Origin of the sequence: Lysinibacillus sp. PWR01, from assembly GCF_043359455.1 — a bacterium.
GTDB lineage: Bacteria > Bacillota > Bacilli > Bacillales_A > Planococcaceae > Lysinibacillus > Lysinibacillus fusiformis_F.
The window spans coordinates 1-15,406 of record NZ_JBHERJ010000037.1 but is presented as its reverse complement, the minus strand read 5'-3'; the positions used below and the strand labels follow the sequence as shown (position 1 = coordinate 15,406).

Sequence of the window (15,406 nt, the reverse complement as noted above, 5' to 3'; positions counted from 1 at the left end):
GAAGCGGCTCATCGGACGCCCCCTGGAAAGGACGCTGGCGGAACGGAAATCAACCCCTCGCCTTGCCAAAAGGTCTTTTTCTGCTAGTGACATGATCTTTTTTCAACAACATGGGAGGAGCTGTCTATTAATGACAGCTCCTCTTTTATGATGCAATTAAGCGTCTTGCATAGCTGCTAGTAACGCTTCTTTAGAAATGGTGCAATCGCCACCGCCTTGTACCATTTGATCGCTTCCGCCACCCTTACCATTAATAAGAGGCAGTGCCTTTTGGGCAATATCCTTCATGCTTTTTGAAACATTCGTACCTCTTGCTGCAACGAATTGTAGCTTGCCTTCATTTTCAGATACAAGAAGAGTTATTACATCTTTCTGTTCCGTGACAATAATGCGGGCTATTTTTTGTAGCTCCTGCATTGTTCGTTGATTAAAAGCAGCAGTTACTACGCCTTCGCTATTAACAAGTGCCTTTGCTTCATAAGTGAGTAACTCCTCTTTTGCAGCAGCAAGTGCTTTTTCTGTGGTTTTTTGAGCAGAGAGAACTTTTGTGAGTGCTGTAGCAGCTTCGACCTCAGGGACACTTAATTGTCGAGCAACGTCCCCTAATACTTTTTTTCGCATGCCAAGCTCAGTTAAAACACGTTGACCACAAACAAAAGAAACGCGCACATTACCCTTCATTTTTTCGATACCTAATATTTTTATGGCACTAACTTGTCCAGTAGATGTGGGGTGAGTGCCACCACAACCGTTGTAATCAAAATGAGGGATAATCACAAGTCGAATGTCTCCCGTCACTGCAACTTCTTTACGAAGATTATAGTTGCCAAGCTCATGTTCTGTAACCCAGGTTGTTTGAATGGGACGGTTTTCTAAAATGATGTCATTGGCTCTTGCTTCTGCCGCTGCAAGCTGTTGTTCAGACAGCGTATCAACTGCAATATCAATTGTGACTTGCTCACTGCCTAGATGAAAGCTTACAGTCTGCGCATTAAAAAGCTCTACAAAAGCAGCTGTTAAAATATGCTGCCCAGCATGTTGCTGCATATGATCAAATCGTCTTGGCCAATTTAACTTGCCATGTATGATACCATCTAAAGTCGATGGATCACCTTGAATATAGTGACGAATTTCATCATCCACCTTTTCAACATCTATGACTTCCATCGCATTCAATGTACCGGTATCGTGAGGCTGACCTCCACCAGTTGGATAGAAGGCGGTATTCGATAGTACAACATAATGACGGCCAGATTCATCAGTCCCTTTACTAATAATAGTTGCATCAAACTCTTGCAACATAACGTCTTGGTAATATAATAGCTCTTTCATGAAAAAGCCTCCTTTATGTAGGGAAATTAAACTCTAATTTAATTCCATTTAATTGTGGCATAATTACTTACAGGTGTATACGGCTTTTCTAGTTGACCCATGCTGAAATTGATTTAATATAGAAAAGAACAGCTAAAGAAAAAAGGAGCTAACATAATGGAAATTACACAATTCTCAATGGAAGAAATTTTAGACCCAACAAATATTATAGAAGGTAAGCGTTATGAATTTATTTTGGATGTAGAAATAGATGAAGAGGATGAGCTTTACCACGAAGCCGGCATTGAAATTCGTGTTCTTATTGGCGAAAAGGGAGAAGAGCCATTTATTTTAAATTACTTCATCATAGAAAAGGCTGAGGGTGAATATTTAGACTTTGCACTAGAGGATGTTGAACTAGAAGAAATTTTGGCATTCTGTAAAGAAGAAATAGCGAAAGCATAATAAGTAACAGGTAGAGAGTATATATATTCTTTACCTGTTTTTTTATTGAATTAAGGTTTATGTAAGCTTGATGAAATATACATGTAGTATTGAAGAACTAAACTTAGTTTTAGTGTTTAGAAAATAGGGCAATTTAAAGAGAGAGGTGTTTCTATGTCAACGTACTCGCAATCCATTTTTATAGCGTTTTTCATAACCATTATTTTATCCTTTGTACTGTTTATTCCATGGCTAATTTATACGTATCGCAAGTATGGATACTTATCGATGTCCAAAACCATTATCATGTTCTCATTTATTTTTTACTTTTTATCTGCGCTTTGTTTAGTATTATTACCTTTTCCATCTACAAGAGATACTTGCTCACTTCAATCCCCGGATACCGTTCATACTAATTTGAGACTTTTTCAATTTGTTGATGATGTATTAAAGGACAGTGGGGTTGTTGTCACAAATCCATCTACATGGCTTGCTATCACAAAACAGCAGGCATTTTTTCAAGCCTTCTTTAATTTCTTACTACTGATGCCATTCGGCGTTTACTTGCGCTATTTTCTTAAAGAAAGAAGGTACTGGAAACGTGCATTTTTAATTAGCTTTTTGCTAACATTGTTTTATGAGGTCACACAAAGAACAGGCATTTATGGCATCTTTAATTGTGCATACCGAATCTTTGATGTAGATGACTTATTACTAAACAGTGTAGGTGCACTATTAGGTTTCTTTCTAGCACCAATTGTTTGGGCATTATTCCCTTCGCATGAAGAGGTTGAGGCTAAAGCTGCTGAAATGGAAAAAAATGATATTGTTAAGCCGATTTCTATTTTGCTGGCATTGGTCATTGACTTAATTATCGCCCAACTGATTTGGATGATGATTGGTGTTCTGACAGGGTATAGCGGTACTTTTGAATTCTTAGTGGAAATGGCTCTGTACATGATACTCTTTGGTTTGATGCCGAGTATGATGAAAGGTGCAACGCTCGGTATGAAAGTGATGCGTTTTACAATGGTCAACAAGAATGGCAAAAGTATTGTAAGGCAATCGTGGCGTCGCTGTATTGCTATTATTGCTACCTTGTGTTTATCAGAGGTCATTACAACGCTAGGTGACATTCAATTAGATATGGATTCACCATTTTATGTTCTGCAAATTGTCATTTCTCTACTTGCCGCTATAGCAGGTTTTGCACTTACAATGATAATAGCTATTCATGTGATACGGGTCATCGTAAGTGGTGGAAAGCGACGTTTGTATATCGATCAATATGCAGATTTAATGGCAACAAGGAAAAAATAAGGGGGCTTGTAGAATGAAATACGTCATCATTGGGGGAGATGCTGCAGGTATGTCTGCAGCAATGGAAATCTATCGGAATGTTCCAGGAGCAGAAATAACTTCTTTAGAACGTGGTTTTATTTATTCATATGGGCAATGTGGATTGCCATATGTTGTAGATGGTCGTATTTCATCAACCAAACGTTTAATTGCAAGAGATGTCGAGACTTTTCGAGATAAATATGGCATTGATGCAAGAGTTGGCTATGAGGTAGAGCATGTAGATATAGAGAAGAAGATTATTACAGGTACACAAGCAAGTGGCGAAATCTTTGAGATTACCTACGATAAACTTCTTATTGCAACGGGTGCTAGTCCAGTCATGCCTGTGAAAAAAGGGATTGAGCTAGAAGGTATCCATACCGTGAAAACAATTCCTCAACTGGAAGATTTACTGGCTGATTTAACACCAGATATTGAACAGGTAACCATCATAGGTGGTGGCTATATTGGATTAGAAATGGCTGAAACGCTACATGCCTGCGGGAAAAAGGTAAGACTGGTTCAACGAGGGAGCCATGTAGCAAGAATTTTAGATGAAGAGCTTGCTCAGCATGTTCATGAGGAAGCAAAAAAGAACGATGTAGAGTTGTTATTAAATACCAGTGTTGAAGCATTTGAAGGAAATAAACGGGTTGAACGCGTTGTTACAGACAACGGTATTTTGGAGACAGATTTAGTGATTGTCGCTTCAGGCATTCAACCAAATACGCAGTTTTTAAAGGATACTGGGATTGCACTTGCAAAAAATGGAGCAATCATTGTAAATCGCCATTTAGAGACTTCTATTGAAAATATTTATGCAGCAGGAGATTGTGCAACCCATTTTAATATTGTAAAGGAACGTTTAGATTATATACCTTTAGGAACAACAGCCAATAAGCAAGGTCGTTTAGCTGGTCTCAATATGTCAGGCAAATTTGCGCCGTTTAGAGGAATTGTGGGCACTTCTATTTTAAAATTTTTCAATCTAACCATAGCTACAACAGGCATTAATGAGCGCAATGCTAAAGAGCTGGGCTTTGACTATGAGGCATTTAAATTATCTGCACGCCATATAGCTGGCTATTATCCAGGTGCACAACGTATGTTTATTAAAGTGGTCGTTCGCAAACGTGATCAATTGTTACTGGGTGCGCAAATCGTGGGACCTGCGGGAGTCGATAAGCGTATCGATGTGTTTGCTACGGCATTATATAGTAAAATGACACTACCTGATTTGCTAGATTTAGATTTAGCCTATGCACCACCATTTAACGGTGTTTGGGATCCTTTGCAGCAGGTGGCAAGAATGAATGGACGTTTATAATAGGAGGTAGAGAGAGATGAGCATTTATGATATTAACGTAACTTTAGAAGATGGTACTATCTATAGCCTCGAACGTTATAAAGGAAAGCCTTTGCTAATTGTTAATACAGCTTCCAAATGTGGCTTTACACCACAATTTGAAGAATTAGAAGGTCTCTATGAAAAATATCAGGAGCAAGGTCTGGTTGTACTTGGTTTTCCGTCAAATCAATTTAAACAAGAGCTAGCGACAGCTGAAGAAGCGGCCTCCCAATGTCGACTGACATATGGTGTGACGTTCCCAATGCATGAGATAGTTAAGGTAAATGGTAAAGAAGCACATCCTATTTTCGATTATCTTACTTCTCACTCCAAAGGATTTTTAGGTAATAGTGTTAAATGGAACTTTACAAAATTCCTTGTAAATCGTAATGGAGAGGTTGTTGGACGGTATGCATCAGCAGATAAGCCAAGTAGCTTTGAGGAAGATATTCAAAAAGTATTAGCACAATAGATTAGAAAAGGTTCATGCACAGTTTGTGTATGAATCTTTTTTTGTCTACAAATTTCAAAAAGCAGATGATTTAAGGTTGCTGTAAGCTTGCGACAAATTTGTTGTAAGTTTGAGGTCGTATACTAAAGTCAGAAAGAAGAGGTGAGCGTATATGACGCCATTATTAAAGGTACAAAACGTTGGAAAAACTTACGGCAAAGGCGCAAATACTTTTACAGCGCTATCGAATATATCATTTGAAGTTGAAAAAGGAGAGTTTGTTGGTGTAATGGGTCCTTCTGGGGCTGGGAAATCTACGCTTCTAAATGTATTAGCAACGATTGATACACCAACGACTGGTGAAATAATTATTGAGGATACTCATTTAGCACGTATGAAGGATGCTGAATTAGCGGATTTTCGTCGTGATAATTTAGGGTTTATTTTCCAAGACTATAACTTGCTTGATTCTTTAACAGTGCGAGAAAATATTGTTTTACCACTAGCGATTGCAAAAATGCCGACAAGGGCTATTAATGCAAGGGTTGATCGTATTGCTGCACTGTTTGGTATAAGTGATTTGCTAGATAAATATCCTTATCAAATATCAGGTGGGCAAAAGCAACGTACTGCCTCCTCACGAGCATTAGTGACAGAGCCGAAACTAATCTTTGCCGATGAGCCTACAGGTGCGCTTGATTCAAAATCCGCAACAGATTTACTAGAAAGCTTAAGTGATTTGAACCAATCTCAAGCCGCAACGATTATGATGGTAACCCATGATGCCTTTGCAGCTAGCTTCTGCCAGCGCATATTATTTATTCAGGATGGACAGCTTTCTAAGGAAATTCAACGTGGGACTCTAACAAGGAAGCAATTTTTCCAAGAGATCTTACAGGTGCTGTCTAGCATCGGGGGTGGAGTAAATGACGTTATTTAGCTTAGCGCGGAAAAATATTCAACGCAATATGTCGAATTACTTTTTATATATTGCCTCGATGGTATTTAGTATCGTTATTTACTTTACGTTTGTGACGCTCAAATACAATGATGATCTTTCAGCCTTAAAGCAATCGTCACAACAAATTAAAGGATTGATGAGTGCCTCGTCCGTAGTACTTCTGTTCTTCATTGTTATCTTTATGGCCTATTCCAATTCGTTTTTTATGAAGAAGCGGAAAAAAGAAGTGGCCCTTTACTCTTTACTAGGTGTGCGTAAGCAAAAAATCGGCTTAATGCTCTTTTTTGAGAATTTAGTGATAGGGCTTGTTTCTCTAGTACTTGGTATTGTTCTAGGATTCTTTATGTCTCAAGGGCTGTTAATGATTTTAGTACGCTTAATGGGCTATGAAGTGGTTGGTAGCCTGACATTTTCAATGGAGGCACTAATTAATACAACGGGCATTTTTACTCTACTGTTTTTATTTACGTCCTTACAGGGATATCGTGTGATTTATCAATTTAAGCTAATTGATTTATTCCATGCAGACAAACAGGGGGAGCAAATTCCACGTGCATCATTAGTAGCCGCTTTACTTGGTACTGTACTTATTGCATTTGGTTATTATACAGCTGCCTCTGATATGTTTACGAGTGAAATATGGCGATTCTTTACGGTGTTAGGGACGCCATTAATGGTTATAGGCGTAACGATTGCAGGGACATACCTTCTATTCCATAGTGTGAGCGTCTTTGTGTTAACGGCATTAAAAAGAGCAACATCATGGTCTTGGAAGGGCTTAAACTTAATTGGTGTTTCTCAATTATTGTATCGTATCAGAGCCAATGCAAAATCGTTGTCGATCATTGCAATTTTAAGTGCCACAACGATTACTGCTGGCGGTGGTGTCTTTGGCATGTATTACAATGCAGAAGCAAGTGTGCGTCAGATGCTGCCAAATACATTTATGTGGAAAGGCGAGACAGTAGAATTTTCTCAAGAAGATGTCTTATATAATGAAGCACTGGCTGTGAAAAATCTACGTGTTGATAATGAATTGTCGTTTTTCGAATATACATTACTGAAGGAATCGGATTATAATCGATTAGCGAAATTACAAGGCAAGGATAGAGAGCTACACATTGCAGATGGCTCTACGGTTTTACTTGATGCAGCCTTCGATGAACGATTTTCACATGATTTTACAGGTGAAGATTTTAAACTACAAAACGGAGATTCCTTCCATGTAGATAAAATGTACATGGATAGCGTCCTAAACTTTATAGCAGCGGGAACAGTACTCGTTGTGAATGATCAGGAATTTAAGGCTACAGATGCCGATGAGATGATCATGCAGGTCGTTGGATTGGACAATGATTTGAAACAGCAGGATGTGTCAAAAGACATTTACAAGCAATTGTCTTTTGAACAGCAAGAATCCTTCTCGAGTGTACCGCAAAGCTATGAGGATAGTTTAGCAACAGTTGGTGCCCTATTGTTTGTAGGAAGCTTTCTGGGATTGGTTTTCCTAGCGGCAACGGGTAGTATCATCTATTTCAAAATTTTAACGGAAGCTGAAGAAGATCAGGCGAAATATGCTATTTTAAATAAAATTGGTGTAAATAGTAAGCAAATATTAAAGACAGTAGCAGGACAGGTGGCTGTCATTTTTAGTGCTCCACTTATTGTAGGTATTGTGCATAGTGCGTTTGCATTACTAGCATTTTCACAGCTATTTGGCATGAATATTACAAAGCCAGTCATTCTGTGGATGATTGCATATTCAGCTATTTACTTTATTTATTATGTCTTTACCGTGCGTTCGTTCTATAAAATAGTGAGACAGGGGAATTAATATGAAAAAAGTATTTTTCGGAATAGGTGCGTTGTTCATCTTATTCGTAGCAGGATTGGTTGTATTGATGACTGTAGACTTTAACCGATTAAATAAAGACACATACTATGTCCATATTACAGCTGATGGTGAGGTAGAGGAGTATAAGACAGATAGTGGTGAAATCTTTAAAATGTATTGGTATGAGCTACCTACTTACGATAAAAATGGGGAAGAGAAAACATTAAAGTTTTCAGCTCACAAAAATTTACGCCAGGATGCTTATTTAAAGCTTTACGTGAAAAAGGAAACGGAAGTCACTTCATTTGATGAAGTAAAATTCCATGAATTACCTAAAAAAGTACAGAATCAAATGAAATAGCACAAAGGGGGAGTCTCATAAATTTGAGACTCCTCCTTTTCTACACAAAAGCAAAGTATAACGAAGCACCAGTGGCAAAAGTGTATTAAAATTTCCTGTTTTTAAGAGAATCCTAAATTTCTTGGTTTGGACTTGGAAATTCCTTTTGTAAATAAATAATAACGCTTGTACCTTTTCCTTTTTCTGAGGTGATGGTCACTGTTCCTCCATGGGCCTCGATGATATCTCTAGCAATTGCTGTACCTAAACCAGTACCAGCTGTTTTGTCCGTATTTGTACCTCGGTAATAGCGCTCAAAAATATGTTCAAGATCCTCTGGGGCTATCCCTTTGCCATTATCACAAATTGTAATAGTATTCTCATCAACAGACACATGAACAGATACATCTGGAACATTATGAAGGAGCGCATTGTGTAAAAAGTTCATGATAGCTCTGCGCATAAAATGTTCATCGATTTGATGCAGACTATTCTCAGTGACTGCCTCGAACGCAAGATTAGCCTGTTCATATTGTGGTGTATTTAATGTTTCAATCACTATCTCACGAATGAAAGGCACCATGTTAACTTCTTTTCGTGTAAGTGGAAGCTGTTGATGTCTTAAACGCATCGTTAAATTTAAGTCATCCAGTAGATTTTGCATATGCAATGATTGTTTTTCTATAATTTGTGCGTACGCCATTTGCTCAATATTTGTTATTTGTGCATCATTTAATAGTTCTGCATAACCCCGAATAGAGGCTAGTGGCGTTTTCATATCGTGGGAGACATTACTGATCCATTCTTCACGCATAATCTCTAGTCTCTTTCTCTCCTGTTCATGGGCTGCCAATTCTCGTGATACTTCATTTAAGTTTTCAAAAACTGGCTTGTAGACACCACCAGGAGCTTTAACAGACTTATGATCATGATTCTTTAAATGATGAATGCGCTCTATCATCGCATATAGAGGTTTCGTTAATGTACGACCAAAAAGCCATCCTACCAATGTAGCTACTAATAAGTCAGCAATCACGATGAACAATCCAAATTTCCCTATAAACTGTAAGAGTGATGTACCAGAAACATGCGTAACAAATCTTGTAACACCACTGCCTTTAATACCAATTAAATAACTAAAAGCATCCTTACTGCCAATATACACCGTAGTATCAGAATCAAATTCTTTATATTTATATACTTGAATTAAGTCGATAGGTGCATAGTGCGATGGTGCTTTATCTGGCGCAAAATGAGCATCAATAACTTGACCATTTTCATCAAGCATTTGTATCCAAGCATTTCTTTGATGCAATTGTTCAAGTCCGTCTGCATTGATGGAGGTTGCTCCATTTTTTATTTCAATATATTTTTGAAATTCCCGCACAAAGTTTTCCTCTTTAGTGGCAGAAGCGCCTTCAGAATCAGTTGCTAACCGATAAGTAAGGAGTCCCATGAAGATAGCTGTATTGACGAAAATAACAATGATGACTATAGAAAGCACGGAAAGGAGAAAGCGAGCCGTTAATTTCCACTTCATTCTTGTGCCTCTTTTGGAATGATAAATTTATAGCCAAGTCCTTTTACGGTTGTGATATATAGCGGGTTAGAGGGATCCTGCTCAATTTTTTCACGTAAACGGCGAATATGCACCATAACAGTGTTATCAGAACCAAAGAAATCCTCTCCCCATACACGTTCAAACAATGTTTCTTTACTTAAGATTCGATTGGGATTGTGCATAAAGCACGCCATTAAACCAATTTCCTTAGCTGTTAACTCCAATAAAACGCCATCTTTATGGACCTCTGTTTCATCTGCATTCAACTGAAATGGTCCAATCTGTAGCGCTTTTTCGACAATGTTCGTTACGGTATCTTGTGTTTGATAGCCAGCTCTACGTAATTGAGCCTTCACACGATAAGCAACTTCTTTAGGGCTAAAAGGTTTTGTAATATAATCATCTCCGCCAATGGCAAGCCCTAAAATTTTATCAATTTCTTCATTTTTAGCAGACATAAAGAGCACAGGAACATGTGATACTTCACGAATACGTCTACATAAATCGTAGCCCTCACCATCTGGAAGCATGACATCTAGAAGTACAATATCGGGTGTTGTTTGTTGAAAGCTTGTCCAAGCATCGTGGATGGTGCCAGCTGTATGAATTTGTTTATAGCCCTCTTTTTGTAAGCTTACTTTTAGCAGATTGGCTAAATCAGCCTCATCATCCACTACTAAAATGGTTGGTTCTTGCACTTGTTCACACGACCTTTCGATTTGGAAGAATCTTTACTGACAATCATTATAAATGAAATGTATAGGAAAGAGGAAATGTTGAGTTGTATAGCTTAACCAGCAAATACCTTTATTCTAAAAGAGAAGCAGTCATTTTGTATATAAAACGCTACATTGTGAAACCTTTACAGATTGTAAAGCGTAAAAAGAGTATGACAAATTAGGAGGAATGACGATGTTTAAAAAAATAGCAGCAGATGCACTTGGACTTTCAGATATCGGGGTGGTTGTACCGCGAGAGGATTATGATAAAACTGATGCAGATGATTTTATCCTACATGAAATTGACGAAAAAATTTATTTTTTAATTAAAACGAAAGCAGATGAATATTGCTTTACGAATCGTGCCATTATTCATGTGGATGGCGAAAGCGCTATGAGCAAGAAACGATTACTGCGACGCTATGACTATTCTATGTATACCGTGACAGAAGTTTTTCTCGAAACAGCAGGAACAATCGACCTTGATGTCGAAATTAAGTTTACAATCGGCAATTCCCCACTATCCATCGACATTCATAAACGCTTTATTGATGACATTAAAGATTTATATAAAGCACTACATGCCATTAGCTATGAGCAAAAGAACAATGCCTATAAGTTAGAAGTAGCAGAAAAAAGTCTAAACATTGCTTCTTCATCACTTGGACGAATTGGCAATGACAACATTTCTCCATCAGCGTCATTCGAGGAAATTACGCGCTTTGCGAATACTTGGATGATCGATCATAAAGATAAGTATAAAAAAGAAGACTTCTCACATATTTTTGATTTATATATGAACAATTGATAAAAATAGCTCTCTGCAAGTGTGGAGAGCATTTTTAACATATAACGTTATACATAAAAATTATTCTAGGAGCGTGATGAAAAATGACAAACGAATTGCATGTGCTAGAAAAAGAAGAGGTAGAAAGTGATGATTTTATACAGCAACCACAAGCCGCTGAGACATTGTTCGTAAATGAGTTTATTGATGGTATTTTAGATCCATCACAAAAGATGTTAGGGCCGGTTAAGGATGGTGGAACGATTATTGCCAATACAACACCTGGATGTTGGGGACCCATGCTTACACCCACTATTCGTGGAGGACATGAAGTAACGAAGCCTGTGTTTGTAGAAGGGGCAGAGGTGGGTGACGCTATTGTTATAAAAATTAAATCGATTCAGGTCACATCGCTTGCAACTTCGTCTGGTCATGATGAGGCAATTGTAGATCGATTCATTGGCGATCCGTTTGTTTCTGTAAAATGTCCAGGCTGTGGCAAACTTCACCCAAGCACAGTTGTAAAAGGAATAGGTCCACATGCAATTCGATGTTCGACATGTGATACAGAAACGGCACCTTTTAAAATGACAAATGGCTATACGATGGCACTAGATCATAAAGGGCATATGGGTGTGACTGTTGGACGAGAGGGTGCTCGACGAATTGCACTTGATGCCAGAAGTTACATGAGAACACCTGAAAATTCAGTACAAAATCCTGTTGTTGCATTAGCTCCCAGCGACTTAGTAGGTGTAATAGCAAGAATGCGTCCATTTTTAGGTCAGCTTGGTACAACCCCTTCGAAAGCGATGCCAGATTCTCATAATGCTGGAGATTTTGGTTCATTCTTAATTGGAGCACCACATGAATATGCCTTTACCCAAGATGAATTGGATTTACATCGTACCGATGGACATATGGATATTAGCCGAGTGCGAGAAGGAGCGACTATAATTTGTCCGGTCAAGGTACCAGGCGGTGGTGTATATATTGGAGACATGCATGCCATGCAAGGGGATGGCGAGATTGCTGGCCATACAACCGATGTAGCGGGTATTGTCCAGCTTCAAGTGAAAGTCTTGAAAAAAGTAGCATTGGAAGGCCCAATTTTACTACCAAATGTAGAAGATTTACCTTATACAGCAAAGCCCTTTACAAAGGAAGAAAAACGTCGTGCACGTGAGCTAGCAGAGGAATTCGGTGTTAAACAGGTAGAGGATGCATTTCCAGTGTCGGTGGTTGGTTCTGGTAAAACGTTAAATGAGGCGACTGATAACGCGATAAGTCGAGCTGCGAAGCTATTTGAGATGAGCGAGCCAGAGGTTTTAAATAGAGCAACAATCACAGGCTCCATTGAAATCGGACGCCATCCAGGAGTTGTCACAGCCACTTTCCAAGTACCTAAAACAATATTGAAAAAGGTAAGAATATATAAGACTGTGAAAAGACAATATGACTAATAGATGATTTCTTGCAAAAGCAAACTTTTAAAAGTTTGCTTTTTTGTATGAGTTATAAGTTGGAAAAGTAAATGTTTGTCTGAAATTTGAAGTTTGGATTGAAATCTATTGTCGTGTTGATATAATAGTTAAAGTTTAACAATGATTACATGTTCGTATTTAAATAGATGAGTATTGAAGAGAAAAGTTGGTGTCCAATGACAGAAATTCTAGGTGTGGAAAATAAGATAGAGAAAAAGAATAGCATTAAACCCTTTATATTAAAAATGAGAGGAGGAGGCCATGCGCCTTCTCGAACAAATTTCGCTGATGCCTTTACTGGAGCAATGGGTGGATTAATATGCATTTTTGTGTTGCTATGGTTAACCAATTTTACTGATTCACCTTGGCTAATGGCTTCATTAGGTGGTAGCTGCGTACTTGTATTTGTCGTCTGGAATGCACCTTTGTCTCAGCCTCGAAATATAATCGGAGGTCATTTTATTTCCGCCTTTATTGGCTTGGCTATGTATTCCTTATTAGGTTCCAATATATTGTCGATTAGTCTAGGTGTTGGATTAACCATATTTTTTATGGCCTTTTTAGGTGTCATTCATCCGCCAGCGGGCGCCAATCCTATAATTATTATTTTAGGAGGTTACGGTTGGAGTTACTTACTAACACCGGTGTTAATTGGAGCAGTCATCATTGTGTTTTTCGGGTTGTTGATAAATAATTTACGAGAAAAAAGAAAATATCCGATGTTTTGGTAATGAAGTTATCCATCTATGAAGTGTGTTCACTTAATAGATGGTTTTTTTATTTGTTAACGTTTTCGCTATGCATACCAAAATTTCTTTAGCATATGTTAGTTAAGATTTGTTATATTGAAGAAAGAGTGTAAAAAACATGTATTTGAATGATAGGGGAAGATCGTTGTTGGTAGAATTTGATGGGAGGATCCAATTGTATGCTGTTGGACTGTGATGAGCAATTATTCATGGCTTATAAACAAAGAAGTGAAAAGGGTGCTGAAAATATACTAGCAACATGGCTGGAGGCGGAGTCCAATCTGCAAGAAGATCCAAAAATACTTGGTACTTCGCTTTCACCCAATCTATTTTTAGTAGACGAAGAAACGGCTAAGAATATTGCCTTTTCCACAGCACGTAAATATTGGGGCCATGTATCAACAGAAATGCAAATGTATTTTGACAAATATGGTTTAGATTCAAAATTCGTGAATGAGCGGCTTAGTGCTTTTTTCTATACACAAAAAGGCAAAGATACTTTTTTTGAGCAGCTTTTTGCACAACATACAATAGACCTAGAACGATTAATTTGGTTAGTTTTTGGGAAACGAATGCAAATAGCTATGCCAGTTAATGAGCTACAATCAATTATTTTATATAAATTTCAAGATGAATATTTAGTGCATATGATGTATAAAGAGCATGCATCTTTTTGGCATTGGCTTTTCACAAAAAAAGTTTATTCACTTCTTATCCACAGACCTTTAGAGCAATTCACATTTCTTTATGAAATAATGGGACATTTCGAGCAATCTGTGAGAGAAAATTGTGAACATGTGGATAACTTTGTGAATAACTATAAATCAATACTGGATAAGTGTATAACTCATGTGGATAAGCATAATGCTAGCTGTTTGGCAAAGAAACAGTTGCGTCTTTACCAAATTGTTACTCATTATTGCTTATCGGAAGGTGATTTTAATAGTGTTAAAGCGTTTATTACCTCATTCGAAGCGGAATGGCGCTACTCAATGTATGCACTATCAGAGAAGGAAAAAGTATTAATTGCCTATATTTTATTTCATATAGCCAATAAAGAACAGCAGAGTGAAGAAGTTATACATTATGGTGAATATTTATTAGAGGATGAACGAATAAATAATTACGCTATTGAAATATTACTTGAGTATAAAGAGCTATTACCAAATCGTAAACCAACACCACCTGCCATTATTAAAAATTATCAGCTAAATTATTTAGAAAATTTATATGCTATTCTACTTGAGCATTATGTAAAAATGGCACGTTATGAGGATGGCTTGCTTTTATTAAAGGAGCATGTCCTAGCATCTAATAAAAAAATTAATACCTCATTAGTACAAAAAAACTTTAGTAGCGAACAGCTTATTGCGATTGAGGCGTATGTTCAACAGGATATAGCACTACATGTGAATAACTCTCTCCAACATATTGGTTTGTCTGTGGAAGAGTGGCGACGCAATTATCGTCAACCAGATGCACCATACTATGTTGTAGCACAAAGTGCCTCTCTGCATATGTTAAATATTTTAAGAGTATTGTTTGTAACTGAGCAGTTCGAGCTTTTTGAAAAATTAATGGAAATCTATAAAAAATATCTGCTAATTGATGATCACTTTGAAAGCCTTCGTATGTTTATTAGTGCGTATGTATAAAAAAGGTGTCTAATACGTCACAGTATTAGACACCTTTCATGTTGTTGAAAAAAGATGATGTCAACGGCAGGAAAAGCAACTTGGCAAGGTGAGGGGTTGATTTCCGTTCCGCCAGCGTCCTTTCCAGGGGGCGTCTGAGGAGCCGCTTCACTCACTTCCGTTCGCTCCAGGGTCTCCTCTGTGACGCAAAATCCCCTTGGAGTGACGCTGGCTCCACTCCAATCAACCATTCTGCAAAGTGTCTTTACTTTTTTTCATAGTAGCATAGAAATCAAATCGCCCATTATCTGTATTCTTAGAGGGGATAAGCTCTTATTTTCAGTGTGAAGAAGTCATGCGTGACAACACCTCTTCATAAAGAGTAGTGAACACCTTCCCTTTATATGAAAATCTTTGCTAAAAAGTCAGTGGGTTGGAGTGG

14 protein-coding genes are annotated in these 15,406 nt (G+C 37.8%); 11 read left to right on the top strand and 3 right to left on the bottom strand.

Annotation, left to right across the window (positions count from 1 at the left end; genetic code table 11):
* Nucleotides 1–156 precede the first annotated feature (156 nt).
* Nucleotides 157–1,332, bottom strand: a complete 1,176-nt coding sequence (locus ACEVFT_RS05360) for an alanyl-tRNA editing protein (RefSeq protein WP_393948587.1) — start codon at nucleotides 1,330–1,332, stop codon at nucleotides 157–159.
* Nucleotides 1,333–1,488: 156 nt separating this feature from the next.
* Here ACEVFT_RS05360 and ACEVFT_RS05355 point away from each other — a divergent pair, with 156 nt between their 5' ends.
* From ACEVFT_RS05355 to ACEVFT_RS05325, 7 genes are all read left to right on the top strand, one after another.
* On the top strand, nucleotides 1,489–1,776 hold the full coding sequence (locus ACEVFT_RS05355; protein WP_205446447.1) for a DUF6509 family protein: 288 nt from the start codon (nucleotides 1,489–1,491) through the stop codon (nucleotides 1,774–1,776).
* Between the two features lie 153 nt (nucleotides 1,777–1,929).
* Nucleotides 1,930–3,075: a VanZ family protein gene (locus ACEVFT_RS05350; protein WP_393948584.1), complete on the top strand. Its 1,146-nt coding sequence runs from the start codon at nucleotides 1,930–1,932 to the stop codon at nucleotides 3,073–3,075.
* A 13-nt stretch (nucleotides 3,076–3,088) separates the two neighbouring features.
* Nucleotides 3,089–4,423: an FAD-dependent oxidoreductase gene (locus ACEVFT_RS05345; RefSeq protein WP_393948582.1), complete on the top strand. Its 1,335-nt coding sequence runs from the start codon at nucleotides 3,089–3,091 to the stop codon at nucleotides 4,421–4,423.
* Between the two features lie 16 nt (nucleotides 4,424–4,439).
* Nucleotides 4,440–4,916 (top strand): glutathione peroxidase, encoded by a 477-nt coding sequence (locus tag ACEVFT_RS05340; protein WP_205446450.1) that lies wholly within the window; start codon nucleotides 4,440–4,442, stop codon nucleotides 4,914–4,916.
* Nucleotides 4,917–5,067: 151 nt separating this feature from the next.
* Complete coding sequence (locus tag ACEVFT_RS05335) at nucleotides 5,068–5,835, top strand: ABC transporter ATP-binding protein (RefSeq protein ID WP_205446451.1); 768 nt, start codon at nucleotides 5,068–5,070, stop codon at nucleotides 5,833–5,835.
* The gene (locus tag ACEVFT_RS05330) at nucleotides 5,822–7,690 is read left to right on the top strand and encodes an ABC transporter permease (RefSeq protein ID WP_205446452.1); all 1,869 of its coding nucleotides are present in this window, start codon (nucleotides 5,822–5,824) and stop codon (nucleotides 7,688–7,690) included. The genes ACEVFT_RS05335 and ACEVFT_RS05330 overlap by 14 nt, the downstream gene beginning before the upstream one ends.
* Nucleotide 7,691: 1 nt before the next feature.
* Nucleotides 7,692–8,051, top strand: coding sequence for a YxeA family protein (locus tag ACEVFT_RS05325; protein ID WP_205446453.1), 360 nt, complete (start codon nucleotides 7,692–7,694; stop codon nucleotides 8,049–8,051).
* A 112-nt stretch (nucleotides 8,052–8,163) separates the two neighbouring features.
* Here the strand turns inward: ACEVFT_RS05325 and ACEVFT_RS05320 are convergent, their stop codons facing one another.
* A complete protein-coding gene (locus ACEVFT_RS05320) occupies nucleotides 8,164–9,570 on the bottom strand; it encodes a sensor histidine kinase (protein ID WP_393948579.1) in 1,407 nt (468 codons plus the stop codon).
* Nucleotides 9,567–10,289, bottom strand: coding sequence for a response regulator transcription factor (locus tag ACEVFT_RS05315; protein WP_205446455.1), 723 nt, complete (start codon nucleotides 10,287–10,289; stop codon nucleotides 9,567–9,569). Before ACEVFT_RS05315 ends, ACEVFT_RS05320 begins: the two co-directional genes overlap by 4 nt.
* A 214-nt stretch (nucleotides 10,290–10,503) precedes the next feature.
* Between ACEVFT_RS05315 and ACEVFT_RS05310 the strand changes: the two genes are divergently transcribed.
* The 4 genes from ACEVFT_RS05310 (at nucleotide 10,504) to ACEVFT_RS05295 (ending at nucleotide 14,985) form a co-directional block, all read left to right on the top strand.
* Nucleotides 10,504–11,118 carry a PH domain-containing protein gene (locus ACEVFT_RS05310; protein ID WP_205446456.1) on the top strand — a complete coding sequence of 205 codons (615 nt, stop codon included), beginning with the start codon at nucleotides 10,504–10,506 and terminating at the stop codon, nucleotides 11,116–11,118.
* An 83-nt stretch (nucleotides 11,119–11,201) separates the two neighbouring features.
* Nucleotides 11,202–12,560 carry an acetamidase/formamidase family protein gene (locus tag ACEVFT_RS05305; RefSeq protein ID WP_393948576.1) on the top strand — a complete coding sequence of 453 codons (1,359 nt, stop codon included), beginning with the start codon at nucleotides 11,202–11,204 and terminating at the stop codon, nucleotides 12,558–12,560.
* Nucleotides 12,561–12,757: 197 nt separating this feature from the next.
* Nucleotides 12,758–13,312 (top strand): HPP family protein, encoded by a 555-nt coding sequence (locus ACEVFT_RS05300; RefSeq protein WP_205446458.1) that lies wholly within the window; start codon nucleotides 12,758–12,760, stop codon nucleotides 13,310–13,312.
* Between the two features lie 197 nt (nucleotides 13,313–13,509).
* Nucleotides 13,510–14,985: a hypothetical protein gene (locus ACEVFT_RS05295; RefSeq protein WP_205446459.1), complete on the top strand. Its 1,476-nt coding sequence runs from the start codon at nucleotides 13,510–13,512 to the stop codon at nucleotides 14,983–14,985.
* Nucleotides 14,986–15,406 lie beyond the last annotated feature (421 nt).

What these genes read in the sequence shown, in the direction of transcription:
- ACEVFT_RS05360 (WP_393948587.1), bottom strand. Translation starts at nt 1,332, where the DNA reads ATGAAAGAGCTATTATATTACCAAGACGTTATGTTGCAAGAGTTTGAT.
- ACEVFT_RS05355 (WP_205446447.1), top strand. Translation starts at nt 1,489, where the DNA reads ATGGAAATTACACAATTCTCAATGGAAGAAATTTTAGACCCAACAAAT.
- ACEVFT_RS05350 (WP_393948584.1), top strand. Translation starts at nt 1,930, where the DNA reads ATGTCAACGTACTCGCAATCCATTTTTATAGCGTTTTTCATAACCATT.
- ACEVFT_RS05345 (WP_393948582.1), top strand. Translation starts at nt 3,089, where the DNA reads ATGAAATACGTCATCATTGGGGGAGATGCTGCAGGTATGTCTGCAGCA.
- ACEVFT_RS05340 (WP_205446450.1), top strand. Translation starts at nt 4,440, where the DNA reads ATGAGCATTTATGATATTAACGTAACTTTAGAAGATGGTACTATCTAT.
- ACEVFT_RS05335 (WP_205446451.1), top strand. Translation starts at nt 5,068, where the DNA reads ATGACGCCATTATTAAAGGTACAAAACGTTGGAAAAACTTACGGCAAA.
- ACEVFT_RS05330 (WP_205446452.1), top strand. Translation starts at nt 5,822, where the DNA reads ATGACGTTATTTAGCTTAGCGCGGAAAAATATTCAACGCAATATGTCG.
- ACEVFT_RS05325 (WP_205446453.1), top strand. Translation starts at nt 7,692, where the DNA reads ATGAAAAAAGTATTTTTCGGAATAGGTGCGTTGTTCATCTTATTCGTA.
- ACEVFT_RS05320 (WP_393948579.1), bottom strand. Translation starts at nt 9,570, where the DNA reads ATGAAGTGGAAATTAACGGCTCGCTTTCTCCTTTCCGTGCTTTCTATA.
- ACEVFT_RS05310 (WP_205446456.1), top strand. Translation starts at nt 10,504, where the DNA reads ATGTTTAAAAAAATAGCAGCAGATGCACTTGGACTTTCAGATATCGGG.
- ACEVFT_RS05305 (WP_393948576.1), top strand. Translation starts at nt 11,202, where the DNA reads ATGACAAACGAATTGCATGTGCTAGAAAAAGAAGAGGTAGAAAGTGAT.
- ACEVFT_RS05300 (WP_205446458.1), top strand. Translation starts at nt 12,758, where the DNA reads ATGACAGAAATTCTAGGTGTGGAAAATAAGATAGAGAAAAAGAATAGC.
- ACEVFT_RS05295 (WP_205446459.1), top strand. Translation starts at nt 13,510, where the DNA reads ATGCTGTTGGACTGTGATGAGCAATTATTCATGGCTTATAAACAAAGA.